This is a genomic window from Micromonospora sp. CA-240977 (assembly GCF_050942285.1).
Classification (GTDB): Bacteria; Actinomycetota; Actinomycetes; order Mycobacteriales; family Micromonosporaceae; genus Micromonospora.
Genome location: NZ_CP192055.1, coordinates 2,378,159 through 2,398,698, shown reverse-complemented (window position 1 = coordinate 2,398,698; position 20,540 = coordinate 2,378,159). Strand labels below are relative to the sequence as shown.

Genomic DNA, 20,540 nt, shown 5'->3' with positions numbered 1-20,540 from the left:
CGAACGGAGCGACATGCGCGGCGACCTGGTCCGAAAGCTGGCCGCCCGGTGCCTGAGCACCGGGTTGGCCGTGCTGGCCTTTGTCGTGCTGGCGCTCACCGGCGCCACCGGCTGGGGGCTGGCGCTGGCCGTCGCCGCGCTGGCCGCCTCGGTCGCCGAGCAGCGGATCCGGCCCACCGCCGACCTCGTCGCGGAGACGACGCTGATCGCCGCCGCGATCCTTGTCGGTTACTCCCGGCGGCTGGACGACGGGCTCCACCTCACGCTTGTCGCCACCGCCCTGGTCCTGCTGGGGTTGGTGCTGCTGGTGGGGCCCCTGCGCACCGCCGGCAACCTGGAGATCCGCACGGCCAACCTGCCGGTCCGCGCCTGGACGCCGCTGATCGCCGACCGGCTCGGCACCGCCCTGCTCGGGTTGCTCGCCGTCCTGGCGCTCGCCGCCGCGCTCACCCTGCCGGCGGGCGTGGCGTTGGCCGCGAGCCTGCTGGTCGGCGCGGGCACCGGGGTGGTCGCCCTGGACCTGGCCCGGCGGCGGTTCCGGCCGGGAGCCGGTGGCGGGCCGGTGGCGCGGGCGCTGCGCCGGCACCAGCCGGAGTTCCTGCTCTACTTCTCCGCGCCGCCCGGCTCGGAATACCAGGTCACCATGTGGCTGCCGTACCTGGAACGGATCGGCCGGCCGTTCCTGGTCGTGCTGCGCGAGCCGGAGTTCCTGGCCCCGATCGCCGCGGCCACAAACGCGCCGGTGGTCTACTGCCCCACCCTGCGGGCGATGGACGAGGCGCTGGTGCCGAGCCTGCGGGCGGCGTTCTACGTCAACCACGGGGCGAAGAACAGCCACTGCATCCGCTTCACCCAGCTCACCCACGTGCAGTTGCACCACGGCGACAGCGACAAGGCGCCGAGCGCCAACCCGGTGTCCGGGATCTTCGACCGGATCTTCGTGGCCGGCCCGGCCGCGATCGACAGGTACGCCCGCGCCGGCGTGCGGATCCCGGCGGACAAGTTCGTGGTGGTCGGCCGCCCGCAGGTCGAGTCGATCGAGGTACGCGCGGAGCCGGCACCGGGGATGGCGCACCCGACAGTGCTCTACACCCCCACCTGGACCGGGCACCACGCCGACGCCGACTACTGCTCGCTGCCGGTGGCCGAGGGGCTGCTGCGCCGGCTGCTGGAGCGCGGCGCGACAGTGATCCTGCGGGCCCACCCGTACACGACACAGAACCCGGCGTCGGCACGCCAGTTGGGCCGGCTGACCGAGCTGCTCGTCGCCGATCGGGCCCGCAGCGGACGCCAGCACGTCGTCGGCGCCGCCGCCCGCGAGCTGAGCCTGACCGAGTGCGTGAACCGGTCGGACGCGCTGGTCTCCGACGTGTCCGGGGTGATCTCGGACTACCTCTACTCCGGCAAGCCGTACGCGGTGACCGACATGGGCGACGAGGGCGGCCGGTTCACCGAGCGTTTCCCGCTGGCCGCGTCGGGTTACGTGCTGCGGCGGGACCTGTCCAACGTGGACGAGGTGCTGACCGCGCTGCTGGACACCGACCCGCTGGCCGCGGAGCGCTGGGCCACCCGCCGCCGCTACCTGGGTGACTTCCCCGCCGAGTCGTACGCCGACGCGTTCCTGACCGCCGCGCGCCGGGAACTGGCGACAACGGAGGACGCTGCGGCCGAGCGTGCTCCGCAGCTCTCCCCCCTGGCCTGACCCGGGCTGTCGGCCCAGGCCAGGGGCTGGACGACGGGCGCTCACCATCCGCTGCGACGCGCCGCGGAAAGCTCAGCGGTACGGGTCGAGCAGCGCCAGTACGGCGGCCGGGTCCTCCACGTGCGCGTTGTGCCCGAGACCGGGCAGCGTGGCGACCGGTACGCCGTACTCCTTGAGCTGTTCGTCGGTGACCATCGGGTCGTGCTCGCCGCGCGCCAGCACCACCGGCACGTCGGTGGCCGCGAGCAGCGCGACCAGGTCGGGCTCGCCGACGGCGAACGCGGTCGGGTCCATGGCCAGACGCCAGCGACCGTCGACCTGACGGAGGCCGGCGTCCACCACCGGATGGTCCGGCGGGAGCAGACCGGTCAGCCCGGAGACGCGCAGGTAGCGACGGGCCGCCTCGGTACGGCTGGCGAACCAGCTCACCGGGCGGGCGGCCAGCTCGGCGGCGCGTTCCAGCTCGGCGGGTGACCAGAGCGCCTTGATGCCCAACCCGACCACCGCGTCCACCGGCATCCCGGCGTCGCGCGCGGCCAACGCGAGGCCGACCACGCCACCCAGCGAGTGCCCGAGCACGACGAGCCGGTCGTCGGGGGCGAGGGCCTGCGCGATCCGCTGGGCGAAGCCGGCGAAGGAGTACGACGGCAGCGGCGACGCCCAGCCGTGACCGGCGAGGTCCGGTGCCAGCCACCGACCGGGCCAGTGTTGGGCGAGATGCGGCGCCCAGGGCAACCACACGTCACCGGTCGTCCCCATCCCGTGCAACAGCAGCAGGACCGGCCTTCGACCGGCGTGACCACCCGATTCATCCACCACGGCCGCAGTCTCCCACGGTTCCCGGCCCGGTACGAGAGTCGCCGACGGGGCGTACCCCGGACCGCCGTGGAAGACGCCACGGGCGCCGGCCCCTTGTGGGGGACGGCGCCCGTGGCGGTCCAGCGTGCCTGGGTCAGGCGGAGTAGCCCCGGCTGGCGATCCAGTTGGCCAGGTCGATTGTGGTGATCCAGTACGACGGGTCGGCCGGGTTCGCCGAGTCGGCGATGCGCACCGTGCGGCCGTTGTCCTTGTAACCAACCACGGCGATGTAGTGCCCGCCGCCGTAGGAGTGCCAGCCGCCGTCGGTGTCGGTGGCGTCGCCGACGACGTTGGCGACCACGCCCCGGCCGTCGGTGATGGCCTTGACGACGTCGGCCTGGAGGCGGTCCATCTGCGCCGGGCTGGGCGCGCCGGCGAACATCCGGGTCCGGTACGGGGAGCCCTTCACCTCGGCGTTGAGCACCCGGGTGGTGTCCTCGGCCGAGTTGGTGCCCATCTCGGTGGTGCCCAGCTCGGCGCCGAGCTCCTCCTGGGTGCGGTCGATCCCGGTGGCGCTGAGCGCGTTACGGGTGGCCGCCGGACCGCAGTTGTAGTACGTGTTCTGCGCCTCGTAGTCGTAGTCGAGCACCTTGGTCGCCGGCGGCTTCGGCCGCTCCGGCTTGCGGGTGAGGTCCGGGTTGGTGCTGGCCTTGGCGGCGGGCGAGGCGGCGCTGGTGGCCGGGGCGGCGGTCGGCGCGGAGCTGGCCAGGGGAGACGCGTCGTTGGCGGCGGCGATGTCGCTGCGCATCTCGGCGACAGTGGTCGCGGTGCGCTGGCCGGCCGGCGCGTCGTCGGCGGTGGTGAGCAGGGTGCCGGTGGTGGCGGCGATCACGAGGGCCGCGGCGGAGGCGGCGACGATCTGGTACGGGCGCTCGGTCGCGACGCGGCGGAGCTGACGCTTCAGTGTGTGCTTCACGGGGTCCTCCACGGATCGGGGGAGAGCGGCACACCGGGGGCCGGACCGGTATCCGGGCAGGCGCCAGCGCGCGGACGATGGTCCGCGGATGGTGAACCGCTCAGGGGAACGCCCGGCGTGGCCGGGCGGTTAGGCGATGACCCGGGGGGTCAGCTCACCGTCACTAGACGAATGAGCGGGGGCACCGCCGCGCCGTGGAGGCGAGGGAACAGCCGAGGGGTGGAAAGGTGCTGCACGAGGATGGAACTCCTTCCGACACCGCCTACCGGGTTAGCTGACGGATTCGGGCGGGAAGATCGCCCTACCGCGGGCCGTGGCTCGCGGATTCACCCCGGACTTGCTGATGGGTCCCCGGTTCGTTCATCACGATTGAGCGGGTCGGCGCGGCGTCGCCTCTTGCGATCGGTTACCGCACCGGACGGGACGACACTACTGGCCCGTTCACGCCCTGCCAAGCCAGGTTCACCTGCGTAAACCCCAATCGGCGCGGCAATTTCTGCGCGTTCTGCCGATGATGTGACTCGATGGGACAAGCGGTTACCGTGACGCCTGTGGGCGACAACCGGACAGGTCGCCGACAGTGCGGCCACAATTCCGGGAAAAATCGAGCCGAACGTGCCGGACGCCCGATTCCGCAATACGGTGACCCGGCTCACGTAACGGATCGGGCTCAACCCGCGCGGGCGGGACGCCAGCGTGCCACGACGGCGGGACGGGACACCCCGCGTACCAGCCGGCGGGCTGGCGTCCGGCTCGGCCGCAGCCGGGCCGCCGCCAAACCCGCCTCGTCGGCAAGGGTGCGCGCCGACTCGGCGGACAGTTCCGCGGCCCGCCAGGCGGTCCGCTCCGCTGCGGCGGCGGCCTGGTAGTCGACCCGTCTCGCGTCCCGGATCGACCGGCTGAGCAGCGCTTCCTGCTCGACCGGGTGCCGCCGGGGATCCCAGCCGCGCCGCCGCCCGAACACCTCGCTGAGCTGCGCCATGGTCAGGTCGCCCCGCCAGTACGCCGCCGTCGCCGCGCGGTGCAGGTAGCGCTCCCGGGCGGCGTACTCGGCCGGGGTGCGGGGGGTGTCCGGCGTGGGCAGCGCCCCGGACCCCGCGAAGCGGCGCGCGGCGGTGTCCGCCTCGTCGTACCGCGCCCAGGCGCGTTCCACCTCTTCCTGACTGATCAGCCAGGCATCGCGTCGCCGCTGGGCCGTCCTGGCCGCGCCGGCCGCCGCGACAGCCACCTCCTCGGCGTACCGGCGCAGGTCGACGACCTCGGCGGCGGCCACCTCGCGGGCGGTCGGCACGGCCGGGGACGGGTCGCCGGCGGGCCGGTCGCGTTCGGGCCGGGCGACCAGCACGGCGAGTACACCGAACGCCAGCAGGCACAGGGCCGACCAGATGGCAGCGGCCTGCGGTACCTCGGTTACGAACTGGTAGAAGACAACGGTCTCCATGGTCGGCACCTCGCGGAGGAAGCAGAGCGATGGGGAGCCCCGGCCGCCCGGCCACGGCGGGCCACGGGTCGGCGGGGTGCGGAGCTGGTGGGTCGACAGGGCGCGGCGACGGGACGCTTGTCCCGGGGGCTCAGCGCCCGGGTGGACCTCGGGGCGCCCGGCTGTGGGGGCCGTCGACGAGGGGCAGCCGGTCGGACCCGGTCACGCGCACCGGCAGCACGCCGGCCGCGAGGGCGCCCTGGCCGTCGGGGAGCGCCGGTTGCGCGTCGACCGACCAGGCTGGGAGTGCCTCCTCGGCGGCGCCCGCACTCGCCGCGGCGCTCAGGCCCGGCGCGGTGCTCAGGCTCGGCGCGGCGGTCGGGGTGGACGGTGGCGCGGCGGCCGAGACCGGGCCGGCGCCGAGCGCCAGGGCCGCGACGACGGCGAGGCTGGTCAGCACCCGGGTCGCCCAGCGCGCCACCCACCACAGCGGACAGGTGAACGCGACCGGGAGCACGTCCCCACGCTACCGTCGTGCCGACCCGGGCGCATCGACCACGGGCGTGTCGGCGCGCGCCGCGCCGACCCCGTTGACCAGCGTGGACGGTGTCAGCGCGTGTCCGCGTACGTTGATCGACTGTCGGGCTGGTCGGGCCCGCCGGCCTCGGTTCGGGCCCCGACGCCGCCGGCCTCGGGGGCGGTGTTGCCGGTGGCCCGGGTTCCGGGCGTGCGTTGTACGGGGACGGACGCCGGTCGGGCCGGACGGCGCGGCGCGAGCCGGCGCATCATCGGGGTTTCGACGTAGCGGTGCAGCAGCCCGGCGAGGAGCAGGGTCACCAGCAGGAAACCGAGCACCACGGCCGGGCCGCGCCATCCCTCGAAGCCGGTCCCCCAGTCGCCGGTGAAGCGCAGCACGCTCGTCATCACCAGCACGTGGACCAGGTAGAAGGCGAAGGAGACCTCGCCGAGCCAGACCAGCGGCCGGGACCGCCACGGCGACCACCGGTCCCGCACGTCCGCGTCCGCGGCGGCGGTGATCACCAGCAGGTACGCGACCGCGAGCAGCGTGGTCCACAGCTCTGCGGGAATCCACTGCGCGGCAGCCGCCCAGACGCCCACGAAGATGACGCTGGCCCAGGTCAGCCCGGGGCCCCGCCAGAGACCCCGGCGCATCAACTCGGCCGCCACCGCGCCCAACCAGAACTCCAGCGACCGGACCGGCGGGAAGATCTGGGTGAACCACCACCGGCTCACCTCCGGCACCAGGTGCTGGGCCGGCCAGAGCGCGAGGATCAGCAGGGGCATCGCGACGATCAGCGCCCAGAGCAGTTTCGGCCGGGCGCGGCGCAGCAGCGGCAGCACCAGCGGCAGGCAGAGATAGAAGAAGAACTCGCAGGAGAGCGACCAGCTCACCGTGTTGATGCTGTAGAACCAGCCCGGTCGGGGGTCCCAGGCCTGCAACAACAGCAGGTTCTCCAGCGCGGCCGCCGGCAGGACCGGGTCGGCGAACCACCAGGCGACCAGCAACGTCGCCCCCCACAACACCAGGTGGTTGGGGTAGATCTTGGCAACCCGTCGCCGCCAGAAGGTACGCCGGGAGTCGCCCGTCCGGGCCGACCAGACCAGCACGAACCCGCTGAGGACGAAGAAGAACTGCACCCCGGACAGGCCGAGGCTGAACAGCTTGTCGACAACGGCCTTGTAGTCCGGCTCGGCGATGATCCGCATGGTGCCCGCGTGGAACCCGAAGACCAGCAGCGCGGCGATCCAGCGCAGCCCGGTCAGCGAGGGCAGCCGCGGCGGTGCGGGGGCGGGCCGGGCGATGGACGCCGCCGGGGTGCTCGTCATGCGGGGATACCGAGGCTTGGCAGGGTCACCAGCACGTTCGTATCCTCCTCGGCGCGGCGTGGACGGCACGACGGCGACGCCCGCGACGGCCCGGCAGGGCCGCACCCGGGGCACCCTACCGGGTCACTCCCGGGTGAACCGGACGTGTCCCACCCGTCGCGGGTACCGCCGTTAACCTTCCGCTGGGCGGGAGTTCAGCGACTCCACCATCGGCGGCCACGTGCGGTTCCGGGGCCGGTCACCCGGGTCGTCGAAGGTGGCGGGCGTGGTCAATGAGCCGACGCACGCACCGCTGCTGAGCATCGTCGTGCCCGTGTACGGCGTCGAGGCGTACCTGTACCAGTGCCTCGAGTCGATCCGGGCCGACATCCCGGCCGGTGAGGTGGACGCGGTGGAGTTGATCGCCGTCGACGACGCCTCCCCGGACGGCTGCGGCGACATGCTCCGCTCGTACGCCGCCGGCCACGACCGGGTCCGCGTCGTGCACCTGAGCAGCAACGTGGGTCTGGGCCTGGCCCGCAACGCCGGGCTCGACGTGGCCGCCGGCCGGTACGTCTGGTTCATCGACAGCGACGACTGGGTGCCGCCGGGCACGATTGCGGCGGTGCTGGACCGGCTGCGCCAGCACCAGCCCGACGTGCTGATGCTGGACCACCTGCGGGTGCACGAGGACGGTCGGCGGGAGGTCGACGCGAGCAGTCACCTGCTGCGCGGGATCACCGGCGTGACCCGCCTGGACGACCAGCCGCAACTGCTGCGGGTGCAGCACACCGCCTGGAACAAGGTGGTCCGCCGGGACTTCCTGGACCAGTTGGAGCTGCGGTTCTTCCCCGGCTGGTACGAGGACATCCCGTTCAGCCACCCGCTGCTGATCGGCGCGGAGAAGATCTCCGTGCTGAACCGGGTCTGCTACCTGTACCGCCAGGGCCGGCACGGCGCGATCACCTCCACCCGCAGTGGCCGGCACTTCGACGCGTTCGCCCAGTACGAGCGCCTGTTGGACTGGGTCGCCCGCAGGCACCCGGACGAGCGGTTGCAGGCCGAACTGTTCCAGCTGATGATCAGCCACTACCTGGTGGTGGTGGGCAACGACGACCGGCTGCACCCGCACCTGCGGCGGGACTTCTTCCACCGGGCCGCCGCGCACTACCGCCGGTACCTGCCCACCGGCGGCTACCCGCTGCCCGCCGGGGTGACCGGGCTCAAGCACCGCCTGGTCGGGCGGGGTGACTGGCTGGCGTACTCGGCGCTGCGTCAGGCGCACCGGGTCGCCGGTCGCCTGCGCCGAGGCGCCCCGGCGGGTGGCGTCAGCGCCGCAGCCGGTCCGGCGAGCGCCGACGAGGACCCGGGTCGAGGGGCGGACGTCGCGACGGTGCGCGACGGCGCGCTGGCCGGGGGCCGGCTGCCGTGACCGCAGCGCACCACGCCGGGAGTCGGATCGACTCCCGGCGCACTGGTTTTCCAGGTCGTCCGCCCGCCGGGTGGACGACGACAGCAGCACCACCGCACGCGGGTGCGGGCAGATCGGAGCAGGGGTCGGAATGACGGCGACAATCAAGATCGGACCGCACCTGGTCGGTGCCGGGGAGCGACCGTTCGTGGTGGCCGAGATGTCCGGCAACCACAACGGTGATCTGAACCGGGCGCTGGCCATCGTCGACGCGGTGGCCGAGAGCGGGGCGCACGCGCTGAAGCTCCAGACGTACCGGCCGGACACGATCACGATCGACGTCGACACCCCGGCGTTCCGGATCTCCAGCGGGCACGAGTTGTGGGGTGGGGAGAACCTGTACCGCCTCTACGAGCGGGCGCACACCCCGTACGAGTGGCACGCCCCGATCTTCGAGCGGGCCCGCGAGCGTGGCCTGACCGTCTTCTCGTCACCGTTCGACGCGACCGCCGTGCAGCTACTGGAGTCGCTGGACGCGCCGGCGTACAAGATCGCATCTTCGGAGCTTGTCGACCTGCCGCTGATCCGGCTCGTGGCCAGCACCGGCAAGCCGATGGTGATCTCCACGGGGATGGCGACGGTCGCCGAGATCGACGCCGCGGTGCGCACCGCCCGTGCCGGTGGCGCGGCGGGCATCGTCCTGCTGGCCTGCACCGCGTCCTACCCGGCGCCGCCGGCCGACAGCAACCTGCGCCGACTGCCGGTGCTGGCGGGCGCGTTCGACGTGCCGGTCGGGCTCTCCGACCACACGCCCGGCATCGGGGTGGCCGTCGCCTCGGTGGCGCTCGGTGCCTGTTTCATCGAGAAGCACGTCACTCTGGACCGGGCCGACGGCGGCGTGGACTCGGACTTCTCACTGAACCCGGCGGAGCTGACGGCGCTGGTCGCCGAGTCCGGCCGGGCGTACGCGGCGTTGGGTGGCACCGCGATCGGCCCGACCCCGGCCGAGCGGGAGGGGCTGCGGTTCCGCCGTTCGCTCTTCGTGGTCGAGGACGTGCGCGCCGGTGACCAGGTGACAAGCCACAATGTTCGGTCGATCCGTCCGGCCGGCGGGCTGCCGCCCGTGGAGATCGACCGGGTGCTGGGCCGCACCTTCGCCACCGACGTCCCGCGCGGCACTCCGCTGAGCTGGGACCTGATCTGACGGTGCGGCTGGCCGGGTCAGCCCGGAGGTGATGGGCTGACGGCCGGCTGGTCCGTCATCGGGACGAACTCGCCACCCCGCGCAGCCGGCGCACCGCCGACTCCAGGTCCTCGACCACTGATTCGTTGGCGGCGAGCACGTTGTCGGGATCCGTCAAGAAGGTTGTTATCCCGGCCAGCAGGGCAGCGAGGACATCCGACATCGGGACGGCGCCCACCACTGCGTTTCCGGCCGTCACGGTCAGCACATCATTCTTTCGCCGGAAGTCCAATGAGAACGACGAGTCGGGACCCACGAACCGGAAGCGCGAGGAATGTCCTTCGGCCATCTCCGAGAGACCGTCCACCAGGTGAACGATGGCCAAGTAGATCATCATTGACCTGCTGGGTCGATGACCGGCCGACGTGACGTCCGCTGAATCCAGGACCAGTCGCAGGTCACCCAGGTCGAACGACGACGCGGCCGCCCCGTCGTGGTGCCGTGAGAACTCGAAGCGCACGCTAGACTCCCTGACGGACCGGAAAGATGGTGATAACGCGATTGGCGTCGTCGGAATCGACAATCACCCGCACCCAGTCCCGAACACCGTTAATCTTCAGCTTCTTCTCGAAGGTCTGAAGCCGGCGAGCCGGGTCCGAAACTCGGGTTCCCCGTTGGACGATGGTCTCGGCCGCGGCCGTGAGCTGATCCCGCGTCGTCCCGCTGGCGAACAGGTCCCCCGGCCCACTCGGGTGGTTGCCGGAAACATGCCGGGCATCCACGTGGATCCACCCCTCCTTGAGATTTCCGTCTTCCATCCGCGGGGTGGAACGGTGCGGAATCCGGCAGGGGGCAAGACCCAATGGATCAATACGATGAGTCGGGTTGTCGACGTAGGCATGCGGGTCGGGCCCCGCATCAAGGCCGAGTGGGTCGGCGGAGAAATACCGGGCAGTGTCCGGATCGTAGTAACGGTGGTAGTTGGAGGAGGCGCCGGTTTCCGGGTCGTGGATCTGGCCGGCGAAGCGCAGGGGACAATCCGCGCCGGTGGGGCTGGTGTGGGTCGGGATGCCCCAGATGGTGGTGCGTTGCTGCCAGGCGACAGTGCCGTCCGGGCTGATCAGCTCGGTGGGCGTGCCGACAAGGTCGGTCACGATCGCGTAGAAGCGGCGATCCACCTCGTCCTGATCGGCCGCGCCGTCGGTCTGGCTGATCGGGGTGAATGTGCCGGGGGCGTACTCCCAGGTGCTGGTCCTGTCGCCGGCTGGCCCGCCGTGGGTCTGCTCGACCAGACGCGGGCCGTCCCACGCGAAGTCGACCTGCTCGACCACACCGCCGTCGGCGTCGAGTCGCTGCTTGGCCACCCGGCGACCGAGCGCGTCGTACCGGTAGCGCCAGCGGGTGCCATCCGGTGTGGTCACGGCGACCAGCCGGTCCTCGCTGTCCCAGGTGTAGCGCCAGGTCGACGGCTTTGTCGAACGCTCCTTGCGCTGTCGCAGCGTGACCCGGCCAGCGGCGTCGTGCTCGTACCGCACGTTCCCGGCCCGCCGGACCAGGGTGCCCGTGTACTCCCGCTCACCCCGGGCAGCGCCGCCATCCTCCGAAGCGGGCCAGGCGGCGCTGGCCACGGTGTCGGCGTCATAGGTGTACCGCTCGGTCCAGTCGCCGGCCCGCACGGTGGTGATCCGGCCGGCCCGGTCCAACTCCAACTGGTGCTCGCCGGTTACCTGATCAGCGACGCCGACCAGGTAACCATCAGCGCGGTAGCGGTAGCCCCGGTGCGTCACCAGGCCGGGCACCGCGTCCGGGCCGCCCGCGGCGGAGCTCGCGGTGACGACCTGGGAGAGCAGCCGGTGGCTGGCGTCCCAGCTCTGGGTCAGGGTGAGACCACCGACCGCGCGTCGGGTCTCCCGACCGGCCACATCGTGGGTGAAGCCGACAGTGGCACCGCCGGTCTGCAGGGCCACCGGCCGGTGGCCGGCGTCGTACTCCCAGGCACTCTCGACCCCGGACGGGGTACGTCGCCGGGTCCGTCGACCGAGCGCGTCGTAGGAAATGGCGACGACCTGCCCGTCGCGGGTCTCGGCGAGCACCCGGCCGCACGGGTCACGGTCGAACCGGAGCCCGACCTCAGGTGTGGTGGCATGCAGCAACCTACCCAGCGGGTCATACCCAAAAGTCGTGATGCCCTCGGCCGTGCGCTTCTCCACGACGTTACCGAGCTGGTCGCGGACCAGTTCGATGGTCTGCCCGGCGCCGTTGGTGCGGGCCACCACCTGGCCGGCGGCATCAAGGGTGTACGACTGGGTGCGCCCGTTGAAGTCGGTCTCGGCGATCAGCCGACCCGCCGGGTCGTAGTCGTAGCGCCAGACGAGGCCCTGCGCGTTCGTGACCGAGGTGAGCCGCAACTCGGTGTCGTAACCGAAGGTCAGCCGCGCGCCGTCCGGCCCGGTACGCGCCACCATGAGGTCGAAGTGCCCGATCTCGAACTCGGTGGTCGCCCCGGTCTGGTCGGTGTGGCTGACCAGGTTGCCTTCCGGGTCGTAGGTCCACTCCTCGCTCGCCCCGTCCGGGCTCCGCCGCCACGCCAACCGCCCCTCGACAGTCCAGCCGAGATGGGTGCTACCACCGAGCGGATCGATCACCTCCGCGACCCGCCCAGCCCGATCCCGCCGGTAGGTCGTCACCGCGCCGGTGGGCTCGGTGACCGAGCTGATCAACCCGGCCGGGTCGGTCGCCACCACCAGGGCGTTGCCGAGCGCGTCGGTCACCTCGCTGAGGTGACCGGCCTCGTCGTAGCGGTAGCGGGTGACAGCGCCGATCGGGTCGGTGACCATCGTCAGGTTGCCGCGCTCGTCGTACTCGCGCCGCCACACCGCGCCGTCGACGTCGGTGACCACGACCGGCTGACGCAGCTCGTTGTATGACGCGGACGCCCGCGACCCGTCCGGGCGGGTGACCTCGACCAGGTTGCCGTCGTCATCGTAGGACCAACGAGTCGTCCGCCCGAGAGCATCGGTCTCGGACAGCCTCCGATCGAATCGGTCCCAGGTGAAGGCCGTGACGTGGCCCAGCGGGTCGGTGATGCGTTGGGTTTGGCCGCGTTCGGTCAGCTCGTAGATGGTGGTGTGGCCGAACGAGTCGCCCACTGCGGTCTTTCGCGCGGCCGGGTCGTAGTGCAGCCGCGTGGACAGGTATCCGCCGGAGCCGGTCGCGGCCACACAGCGGCCCTGCTCGTCGTAGGTGTAGCGGTACTCCTGCTCGTTGCGGTCCTGCCAGCGGACCAACCGGCCCTCGTCGTCATAGGCGAAGCGCAACGGCAGCCCCGACGCGTTGACCACCTCGGCGAGACGGCCGGCCTCGTCGTAGCCGAACCGCACCAAGGTCCGGGCCGCACCGGAAGGTTCCGCGTCCAGCAGGCTCAACGCCGCCACCTGACCGCGCAGGGTGTCGACAGCGATCCGGTACCCACCGCTGTGCCGAACCTCGGTGACCACCCCGTCGGACCAGTCCAGGTCGATCCGGTGGCCGTTGCGGTCGGTCACGGCCACCAGCGGCAACACCTCGACGGGCTCGCCCTCACCCGCCGGCTCAGGCAGGTCCGGCACCGCCTGGAAATGCAGCGCGCGACCGGTCTCAGGCTGGTCGACCCGGAAGCCGCCGACGGTCGGGGTGAGCGGCCACCGGGGCCCCGTCGCTGGCAGGGTCTGCGTTTCGCCGCTCACGGGCGTCGGGTAGGTGAGGACCATGCCGTCCTCGGCGACGAAACAGACCCCGTGATCGTCAACCTCGACCCGTTGATCAAGGGTGGACGCCCAGGACGGCCCGAACCACCGACCCACCCGGTACGACGACACGTGACTACGAGTCAGCACCAGCGGCAGCAGACCGGGCAACTCGGCGTCGGTCTGCGCGAGCACCACCTCGCCGCTGGCCACGTCGATCGGATCACCCGCGCACTTACGCAGGCCCAGCGGAATGCTCGGCCGCGGCATGCTCGGCAGCGCCGCCCGCGCCTTGGTCAACCCCCGAGCCAGTGCCGGCAACCCCCGCTTGGCCAGAGCCAGAACCGGCCTGCCGAGCGCCGCGAGTCGGCCGATGGGCACGACGGTGAGCACCGTGTCGATCAACAGGTTGGTGAGACTGCCCTTACCGGTCGCCGCATAAATGGACGCGTCGATGAGCAGGGCCGCCGCACCAGCCGCGATGGCGATCGGCCCCATGATCGGCGCGAGGATCGGAATGAACGACAGCAGACCCGCGACCAGGGAAACGATCTTCAAGGCGCCCGACAGCTGCGCCAACAACTCCTGATTGTCGCGGACGAAGTTGGTGAACTGACCCTTCAGATCCCACCACTTCGGATTCTCCTTGAACCGCAGACCCTTCGCGTCATTGACCACCCGCACGCAATCGCGCACCGCCGTGGCCAACTCACCCCGCAATGCACCCGCCTGGGCCACACACTCGTCCCAGTCCCGCTGCGCCTGCGACAACGCCGCACCCGCGGCCCCGGCATCCGACCGGTACGTGTCCGGCTCCGGCGGCCGATCCGCCACCTCCCGCTCATGACGCTCGTCAGCCTGCTCGGCACGGTCGGACCGCCCCCGCGCCGCCTGCAACGCCGCCCACAAACCCGGCGCACGCTGCGCCACCGGACGCATCCGATCCTGCAACGACGACAACGACCCCGCGAACGCCACCAACCCCGCCGACACCCGACCAAACGCATCACCGGTCACCCGCAAATGCCCCGGCATCTGGGCATTCAGCCCCTCCCGGAACAGATCCGCCTCCGGACCCACGAACTGACTCGTATCCAGACCCGAGATCTGCGCCGCCGCCTGCGACGCCGCCGAACCAAAACCCTCCCACCGCCCCGCCGACGACCGAATCGCCGACGGATCACCATCCATCCGAAACAGATGCGCCGGAAACTCAGCCATCGCCCGGACCTCCCCGTGTCCACGCCAACCAGCCCGCAGCCCTCGCGGCGCCCGACACACGGCAGCTATCCGCGGGGCACCGACTGACGAAGGGCGAACTCCGCTGAGGTCACCCCACAGCCATTCGAACATAGACATTCGACGAACTGTGACCGATGCTTCAGTCGCAATTCACGCCATCTGAGCAGGCCACACCGAGACCGCCGCACACCGACGCATGGGTAGACAATCCGACACGGGTATCGCGGCTCTTCACAGACGGGGGTGTAGTCGTGGCCTGAAGCCGCCGGTCTCGAGCAGGGACCTGGCGATGTAGTTGGTGATGTTGCGGAATCCGAGCGCGGAGCCGCAGAGGTGTTCGAGCCGTCCGTTGATCGCCTCGGTCGGGCCGTTGGATGTGCCGGGCCGGTCGAACCATCTGGACCGCCGCGCCAGCTACACCCTCATCTGGCGAAGAGCTGCTCTAGCCGCGACTACACCCCAGTCGCTGGGAGTAGGTCATCTGTCGAGGGATCCTCGATCACGGCCGATGGCGGAAGCTGATGCGCATCAGCCGACTGTCAGCCCAGTCTTCGAGCCGAGTCGGCCGGATGGTGCCGGGGTCGTGGGGCTGATTGAGATCCGCGACGATCTCCGCCAGCACGGCCTGACGTTCAGCTGGGTCGGTGACAGGCGTGGCCCGTGCAGGCAGATCTGCGTGGATCCCGTTCTTGAGGTGGAAGGTGAAGTTGGGATTGGCGAGAAGGTTCGCATGCCAGTCGGTCGCGGCACCGCCGGCGCCGCTACACAGGTAGGTGGTGCCCGCAGCTCGGTAGAAGAAGATCTCGATGCGGCGTGGCCGGCCGGTGCGGCGCCCCAGCGTCGTGATGTCGATGATCCGTTCGCTGGTGCCTGCGGCGGGTGTGATCTCGATGGCTCGCCGGATGTGATCGGGCAGGTGCGACAAAGACGCGTCACGTGCGGAGTCGTTCCATCCGGTCGTGTCTGGACTGCTCATGCGGTCTCGGTCTGAAGGGCGGGCCCGAGGAGGAGTCCACCGTCGATGACGTACTCCGACCCCGTGATGAACGACGCGTCTGATGACGTGAGGAACAGGAGAAGCCGGCTGACGTCGGCCGGCTCCCCCAGCCGGGGGATCGCGAACGGCTCGGGTGAGTAGAAGTCGGCGATTGCCGCGGTGGCGCCGGCTGCTGGTTCGTGGATGAAGGGGGTCGATATCACGCCGGGGTGGATGGTGTTCACCCGGATGTGGTCGCGGCCGAGCTCGAGTGCTGCCGTTCGGGTGAGGCCTCGCACGGCCCACTTGCTGGCGACGTACGGCGCGTAGTGCGCCGTGCCGCCCAGGCCCATGGTCGAGGCGATGTTGACGATGACTCCCCCTGCTGCGCGGCGCAGAGCGGGGGCTGCGACCTTGATGCCGAGGAAGGTCCCTGTGAGGTTGATGTCGAGGATGCGCGACCACGTGGCCCGCTCCGTGTTGTCGATCGTTGCAGGCGGATTCTGCACACCCGCGTTGTTGACGAGCACGTTCAGGGCGCCGAAGGCGCTCTCGGCGGCCAGCACAGCGGCGGACCACGAGCTCTCGTCGGTGACGTCGAGGCGGGTGAAGTGAGCGCGGGTCCCGAGCTCGTCGGCGAGAGCGGCGCCGCGTTCGGTGTCGATGTCGCCGATCACCACGTTCGCTCCCTCCGCGTGAAAGGCGCGCACGTGGTTCGAGCCCTGGCCACCGGTCCCACCGGTCACGAGCACGGTCTGGTTGTCGAAGCGGGGCATCAGATGTTCCTTCGGCAGGGGGTGAATGACCGGGATCACCAGTGATGAACAGCCGGCCAGTGGTGAGTCGAGCGACTCACCATTCTCCTGACACTAGGTCGGCGGCAATGGCGAGTCAAGCCACTCACCTCGTATGCTCGGGCCATGAGCGGGGTCGTGACGACGTATCACCAGCGCGTCGCCCAGGAGAAGCGCGCGCTGATCGTGACGGCCGCGACCGCACTGTTTCTTGAGTTGGGCTACGACCGGACGTCGCTGGCGCGGATCGCAGAGCGCTCGGGCGTTTCGCGGGCGACCTTGTTCAAGCAGTTTCCGAGCAAGGCTGCCCTGTTCGACGCCATCGTGGCCGAGTCCTGGTCGACCGCTGACGAGGAGAACCCTCCGCCAGCAGGCAACGTCGTTGACGGACTCAGCATCATCGGTCGCCGTTACGCCGAGCTGCTAGGCCGTGCCCAGATGACCGACCTGTTCAGGATCGTCATCGCCGAGCTGCCGCGGTTCCCGGAGCTGGCCCATGCGCAGTTCTCGCACGGGAAGATGCCCTACTTCGAGTCCGTTCGCAGCTACCTCCTGGCTGAACACGAGGCGGGAACGGTGCGGGTCGAGGACGTGGACCTCGCAGCCACCCAGTTCCTGGGCATGATCTCCAACTACGTCTTCTGGCCGGCACTCCTGGTGCCGGGCTGGGAGGTGAGTGCCGAACGCGTCGCTCAGGTAGTCGACGAGGCCGTCCGTACCATCGCCGCCCGGTACGCCACGACTGGACCAGGGGCGTCCACCAACGGCTGAGGCCCACCGACCGCGACAGATGTGTTGACCCACCTCGATCAGCCTGGCATCAACACGGCCGACAAGAGGTCTCAGCAGCGGGCCCAAACGTGCAAGGCTGCCCTCTCGGGGTGGAAAATCCCAACGACAGCAAGAGGGGTGACCCAAGACCCGCAAGCCCAGCCCCCGCAGCTACACCCTCATCTGTGAAGAGCCGGTATCGCGGGATGAGCTGGTTTGAGGGCTGACAGCGCGCCGACGACCGCTGATTACCCGGCACGAGGTTGGGCAGGGGCCGGTCCTCCTGTCGCGGCACACCGCCGGCTCCGCGTTCAGACGGTGCGCGGCTGCCCCAGCTGTGGGGCAGCTCTACAGGGTGCCGCGGACACCGAGCCGCGCCCAGACACGGCCCGTCTGCTGCGCCGGCACGACGCCGGGCGCGGGGGCGACGCCGACGGTGACCACCAGGTCGGCCACCCGCAGGGTTCGCCAGAGCGCTGATCCGTCGGCCGGCGTGCTCAGGCCGTGTCGCCGCCACCAGGCCGCCACCGGCACGTCGGCCAGCTTGCAGCAGCACTCGGCGCGGGTCCACCGCGCCCAGAAGTCGGACACCCCGAACCGGCGGGCCAGCGCCGGAGGCACCGGGGCGTCCGCGCGTTCCGCGTCGATGGCCACCCGCCAGCCGGGCGTCCGGGGTCCGTACCAGCCGACGCAGCGTCCGTCGTCGAGGTGGCTGCGGGTCACCGCGTCGGTCAGGTCCTCGGGTACGCCGATCCGCAGGTGCTGCTCGGCGGCGGCGAGCAGCACCGGCACCGGGCGGGGGCGGACCAGCCGGGCCGGGTCAGATGGACGCGGCACCGTCCACCACGATGACCTGGCCGTTGATGTTGGTGTGCTCCCGCAGCAGCATCCGGACCACCGGCGTGACCTCCGCCGGCTCGGTCAGGTGACCGGTCGGCGTGCGGCGCACGATCTGGTCGAGCTGGGTCGGGCCGAGCACGGCGGACATCTCCGAGGCGAAGAAGCCGGGAGCGACCGAGTTGACGAGCATCCGGCCGCCCAACTCCCGGGCCAGCGAGCGGGTGGCGGCGTCCATGCCGCCCTTGGTGGCGGAGTACGCGACAAGACCCGGGAACCCGCGCTGCCCACAGATCGAGGTGATGTTGACGATCCGCCCGCGCATGCCCTTGCCGAGCATCCGGCGGACCACCAGCCGGGTCAGCTGCAACGGGGCGGTCAGGTTGGTCTCGATGATCCGGGCGATGTCGTCGGTGGCGGTGTGCACGTGCAGCGAGTCCTGCCCGACGGCGGCGTTGTTGACGATGCCGTCGATCGGGCCGAGGCGTTGCTCCACCTCGCGGACGAAACTCTGCGCGGCCCGCAGGTCGGTGACGTCCACCGAGCCGACGTGCACCCGGTCGGGGTGCTCGGCGGCGAGCTTCGCCAACTCCGGCGTGACGGTGCGGGCGAACGCCGCCACCTGTACGCCCGCGTCGAGCAGGTCGGTGACGATGGCCAGGCCCAGCCCCCGGGAACCACCGGAGACGAGGACCACGGTGCTGGGCGGCACGAGCGGGGTGACGGCGGGATCAGACATCGCTCTTCAGGGTCTCCTTGACGGGAATCTCGGTCAGCACGCGGATCCGGCGGGGCACCGCGTGCTCGGGGAGCCGGTCGGCGCACCAGCGGACCAGCGCGGCCTCGTCGGGCACGGCGCGGTCGGACGGATCGGTGGGGGTGAGGACCACCTCGGCGACCACCATCCGGCCGAGCACCGGGGCGCGGCGGCCGGTCACCCGGGCCCAGGCCACCGCCGGATGTCCGGCCAGCACACCGCGGACCACCCCGGCGGAGACCTTGCTGCCGCCGACGTTGATCTCGTCGGAGTCGAGGCGGCCGGTGATCAGCACCCGGTCGTCGAGCACCTGCACCCGGTCTCCGGTGCGGATCGGGCCGGACAGCCCGGCGCCGTGGTGCGGGGAGGTGACCACCAACTCGTCGTCGCGCACGGAGAGCGTCGGTCGGCCCGGGGTTTCCCGGTCCAGCCAGTCGACCGGGAAGCCGGCCCGCCCGTCGTGCACCACAATGGACGCCCCCACCTCGGACGAGGCGTAGATCCAGGAGATCCGGGCCGCCGGGAACACCTCCCGGAGCTGGTCCAGGATCGCCTGGTCCACCGGCTCCCCGCCGAGGGTGATCTGGCGCAGCGGCACCCGGGCCAGCGCGGCGGCGTCGCGGTAGAGGGTGCGTCGCCAGAAGGTCGGCGTGCCGGAGGCCGCGTCGACCTCGTGCGTGGCGGCGACGGTGGGCCAGTCGTCCAGCTCGTCGGGCTCGACCACCACGAGGTGCTGACCGGGCTGGGTCAGCGACAGGGTGACCACCTGCCACCAGGCGTACGTGCCGGGCGCGTACGGGCAGAGCCAGGTCCGGTCGGGCTGCTCGGCCCGCACGGTGGTCAGCGTGTCGAGGGTGTGCCCGACCCGCTTGGGACGCCCCGTCGAGCCCGAGGTCAGCAGCCACAGCCGGCCGGGCTCGGCGGCTCGGGGTCGGGTCGGCACGCTCGGATGGGAGCCGTCGTCGTCGAGGACGCTGACGGTGAACCCGGCCACCAGCAACTCCGCCCGCATCGCCTCGTCGACCCGACTCGCGGTGCTGAGCAGCAGCTCGGTGCCGTGCACGGCGTGCTGCCGAGCGGCGGTGAGCGCGTGCACGCCGCGGTGGGCGAGCACTGCGGCCGGGTCGGGCAGCGTCGGCGTCGGCAGTGCCCGCCAGGTCAGCGCGGCGCCGCCGACGACGACCCGGTTGTCGACGCCCGCCGGCTCCCGGGGCACGGGTGGGCGATCGCGCGCCGTCGCGACGGTCACTGGTGCTGAAGCTCGACGAGGAAGTCGAGGACGTCTCCGACGGTGGCGATGCGGCGCAGGCCGGGGGCGTCGAAGTTGAGCTCCTCCCCCGTCTCGTCCTCCACCCGCAGGGCCAACTCGGAGAAGTCGAGCGACCGGAACCCGATCTCCCGCAACTGCGCCGCGTCGTCCGCGGGCAGCTCCTTGTCCTGGTTCTTCAGCACCTGAGCCATGAGGTCGCGGATCTGCGCGCGACTCAATTCGTTCATGCGGCGCAGTCTACAACCCAACGAATGCATATCTGCTTTCCCGGTGGGCCCGGGTAAGGTGCTCCGACCGGACGTGAACAGCTAAGAAAGCGAGACGCACGTGCTGCGCGAAGCAACGGCGGACGACGTTCACCTGATGTTGTCCTGGCGTAATCAGGAAACCAACCGTCAGGTCAGCAAGAACAGCCACGAAATCACCGCCGACGAGCACGCCCGGTGGTGGTCGGCGGTCCGCGACGATCCGTCCCGGCGGGTTCTGGTGTACGTCCGCGACGACCGGCCCTGCGGCGTGGTCACCTTCTTCGACCTGCGGTTCGACGGCCCCCGTACCGGGGCGTGGGGCTTCTATCTCGACGCCGACGGGCTGGCCGGGCGGGACGAGACGCTGCCCGCCTGGCTGGGGGTCATGCGGGAGGCCGTCGAGTACGCGTTCGACGGGCTGCACCTGGACCGACTCGACGGCGAGGTGCTCGGTCACAATACCGTCGTACGACAGATGAACCGGCGTTTCCGATTCGTCGAGGGCACCCCGAGACAGGAGCTGTCCGACGGTCGGGAAATCACCGTCATCCCGATTTCCCTGGCTCGCGCGGACCGCCGCCAGCGCTGATTGTCGTACCCATT

The 20,540-nt window shown here is 71.1% G+C and carries 18 protein-coding genes, 1 pseudogene and 1 riboswitch; of the genes and pseudogenes, 5 read left to right on the top strand and 14 right to left on the bottom strand.

Features of this window, described 5'->3' with window-relative positions; genetic code table 11:
- Positions 1 to 13 precede the first annotated feature (13 nt).
- A complete protein-coding gene (locus ACQPWW_RS11105) occupies positions 14 to 1,702 on the top strand; it encodes a CDP-glycerol glycerophosphotransferase family protein (RefSeq protein ID WP_433131735.1) in 1,689 nt (562 codons plus the stop codon).
- A gap of 72 nt (positions 1,703 to 1,774) precedes the next feature.
- On the opposite strand, the gene ACQPWW_RS11100 is transcribed toward ACQPWW_RS11105, so the two are convergent.
- The 5 genes from ACQPWW_RS11100 to ACQPWW_RS11080 form a co-directional block, all read right to left on the bottom strand.
- The gene (locus ACQPWW_RS11100) at positions 1,775 to 2,521 is read right to left on the bottom strand and encodes an alpha/beta fold hydrolase (RefSeq protein ID WP_433131733.1); all 747 of its coding nucleotides are present in this window, start codon (positions 2,519 to 2,521) and stop codon (positions 1,775 to 1,777) included.
- Between the two features lie 133 nt (positions 2,522 to 2,654).
- Positions 2,655 to 3,476 carry a C39 family peptidase gene (locus ACQPWW_RS11095; RefSeq protein ID WP_433131732.1) on the bottom strand — a complete coding sequence of 274 codons (822 nt, stop codon included), beginning with the start codon at positions 3,474 to 3,476 and terminating at the stop codon, positions 2,655 to 2,657.
- Between the two features lie 244 nt (positions 3,477 to 3,720).
- Positions 3,721 to 3,862, bottom strand: a riboswitch (cyclic di-AMP (ydaO/yuaA leader).
- Positions 3,863 to 4,146: 284 nt separating this feature from the next.
- Positions 4,147 to 4,917 (bottom strand): hypothetical protein, encoded by a 771-nt coding sequence (locus ACQPWW_RS11090; protein WP_433131731.1) that lies wholly within the window; start codon positions 4,915 to 4,917, stop codon positions 4,147 to 4,149.
- A gap of 130 nt (positions 4,918 to 5,047) precedes the next feature.
- The gene (locus ACQPWW_RS11085) at positions 5,048 to 5,413 is read right to left on the bottom strand and encodes a hypothetical protein (protein ID WP_433131729.1); all 366 of its coding nucleotides are present in this window, start codon (positions 5,411 to 5,413) and stop codon (positions 5,048 to 5,050) included.
- A 92-nt stretch (positions 5,414 to 5,505) separates the two neighbouring features.
- Entirely contained in the window at positions 5,506 to 6,744 is a 1,239-nt protein-coding gene (locus ACQPWW_RS11080) for an acyltransferase family protein (RefSeq protein ID WP_433131728.1), read from the bottom strand.
- Positions 6,745 to 7,009: 265 nt separating this feature from the next.
- Here ACQPWW_RS11080 and ACQPWW_RS11075 point away from each other — a divergent pair, with 265 nt between their 5' ends.
- Together ACQPWW_RS11075 and pseI are read left to right on the top strand one after the other, a co-directional pair.
- Positions 7,010 to 8,155, top strand: coding sequence for a glycosyltransferase family 2 protein (locus ACQPWW_RS11075; RefSeq protein ID WP_433131726.1), 1,146 nt, complete (start codon positions 7,010 to 7,012; stop codon positions 8,153 to 8,155).
- 130 nt (positions 8,156 to 8,285) lie between these two features.
- Entirely contained in the window at positions 8,286 to 9,338 is a 1,053-nt protein-coding gene (gene pseI / locus ACQPWW_RS11070; RefSeq protein ID WP_433131725.1) for a pseudaminic acid synthase, read from the top strand.
- Positions 9,339 to 9,393: 55 nt separating this feature from the next.
- On the opposite strand, the gene ACQPWW_RS11065 is transcribed toward pseI, so the two are convergent.
- The 5 genes and pseudogenes from ACQPWW_RS11065 to ACQPWW_RS11045 form a co-directional block, all read right to left on the bottom strand.
- Positions 9,394 to 9,837, bottom strand: a complete 444-nt coding sequence (locus ACQPWW_RS11065; protein WP_433131724.1) for a hypothetical protein — start codon at positions 9,835 to 9,837, stop codon at positions 9,394 to 9,396.
- A gap of 1 nt (position 9,838) precedes the next feature.
- The gene (locus ACQPWW_RS11060; RefSeq protein WP_433131723.1) at positions 9,839 to 14,263 is read right to left on the bottom strand and encodes a DUF6531 domain-containing protein; all 4,425 of its coding nucleotides are present in this window, start codon (positions 14,261 to 14,263) and stop codon (positions 9,839 to 9,841) included.
- Between the two features lie 252 nt (positions 14,264 to 14,515).
- Positions 14,516 to 14,680 (bottom strand): annotated as a pseudogene (locus tag ACQPWW_RS11055) (transposase); the annotation flags it as partial.
- A gap of 103 nt (positions 14,681 to 14,783) precedes the next feature.
- The gene (locus tag ACQPWW_RS11050; protein ID WP_124778389.1) at positions 14,784 to 15,260 is read right to left on the bottom strand and encodes a nitroreductase/quinone reductase family protein; all 477 of its coding nucleotides are present in this window, start codon (positions 15,258 to 15,260) and stop codon (positions 14,784 to 14,786) included.
- Positions 15,257 to 16,036: a glucose 1-dehydrogenase gene (locus tag ACQPWW_RS11045; protein WP_433131722.1), complete on the bottom strand. Its 780-nt coding sequence runs from the start codon at positions 16,034 to 16,036 to the stop codon at positions 15,257 to 15,259. Before ACQPWW_RS11045 ends, ACQPWW_RS11050 begins: the two co-directional genes overlap by 4 nt.
- A 144-nt stretch (positions 16,037 to 16,180) precedes the next feature.
- Between ACQPWW_RS11045 and ACQPWW_RS11040 the strand changes: the two genes are divergently transcribed.
- A complete protein-coding gene (locus tag ACQPWW_RS11040; RefSeq protein WP_433131721.1) occupies positions 16,181 to 16,825 on the top strand; it encodes a TetR/AcrR family transcriptional regulator in 645 nt (214 codons plus the stop codon).
- A 348-nt stretch (positions 16,826 to 17,173) separates the two neighbouring features.
- Here the strand turns inward: ACQPWW_RS11040 and ACQPWW_RS11035 are convergent, their stop codons facing one another.
- Genes ACQPWW_RS11035 through ACQPWW_RS11020 form a run of 4 tightly spaced genes read right to left on the bottom strand, consistent with a single transcriptional unit; the run spans position 17,174 to position 19,916 of the window.
- Positions 17,174 to 17,662, bottom strand: coding sequence for a hypothetical protein (locus ACQPWW_RS11035; protein WP_433131719.1), 489 nt, complete (start codon positions 17,660 to 17,662; stop codon positions 17,174 to 17,176).
- On the bottom strand, positions 17,646 to 18,401 hold the full coding sequence (locus ACQPWW_RS11030; protein ID WP_433131717.1) for an SDR family NAD(P)-dependent oxidoreductase: 756 nt from the start codon (positions 18,399 to 18,401) through the stop codon (positions 17,646 to 17,648). Before ACQPWW_RS11030 ends, ACQPWW_RS11035 begins: the two co-directional genes overlap by 17 nt.
- Positions 18,394 to 19,668: an AMP-binding protein gene (locus ACQPWW_RS11025; RefSeq protein ID WP_433131715.1), complete on the bottom strand. Its 1,275-nt coding sequence runs from the start codon at positions 19,666 to 19,668 to the stop codon at positions 18,394 to 18,396. The genes ACQPWW_RS11030 and ACQPWW_RS11025 overlap by 8 nt, the downstream gene beginning before the upstream one ends.
- Positions 19,665 to 19,916, bottom strand: a complete 252-nt coding sequence (locus tag ACQPWW_RS11020; RefSeq protein WP_091401397.1) for an acyl carrier protein — start codon at positions 19,914 to 19,916, stop codon at positions 19,665 to 19,667. Before ACQPWW_RS11020 ends, ACQPWW_RS11025 begins: the two co-directional genes overlap by 4 nt.
- A gap of 100 nt (positions 19,917 to 20,016) precedes the next feature.
- Here ACQPWW_RS11020 and ACQPWW_RS11015 point away from each other — a divergent pair, with 100 nt between their 5' ends.
- Entirely contained in the window at positions 20,017 to 20,526 is a 510-nt protein-coding gene (locus ACQPWW_RS11015) for a GNAT family N-acetyltransferase (protein ID WP_433131713.1), read from the top strand.
- Positions 20,527 to 20,540: the final 14 nt, after the last annotated feature.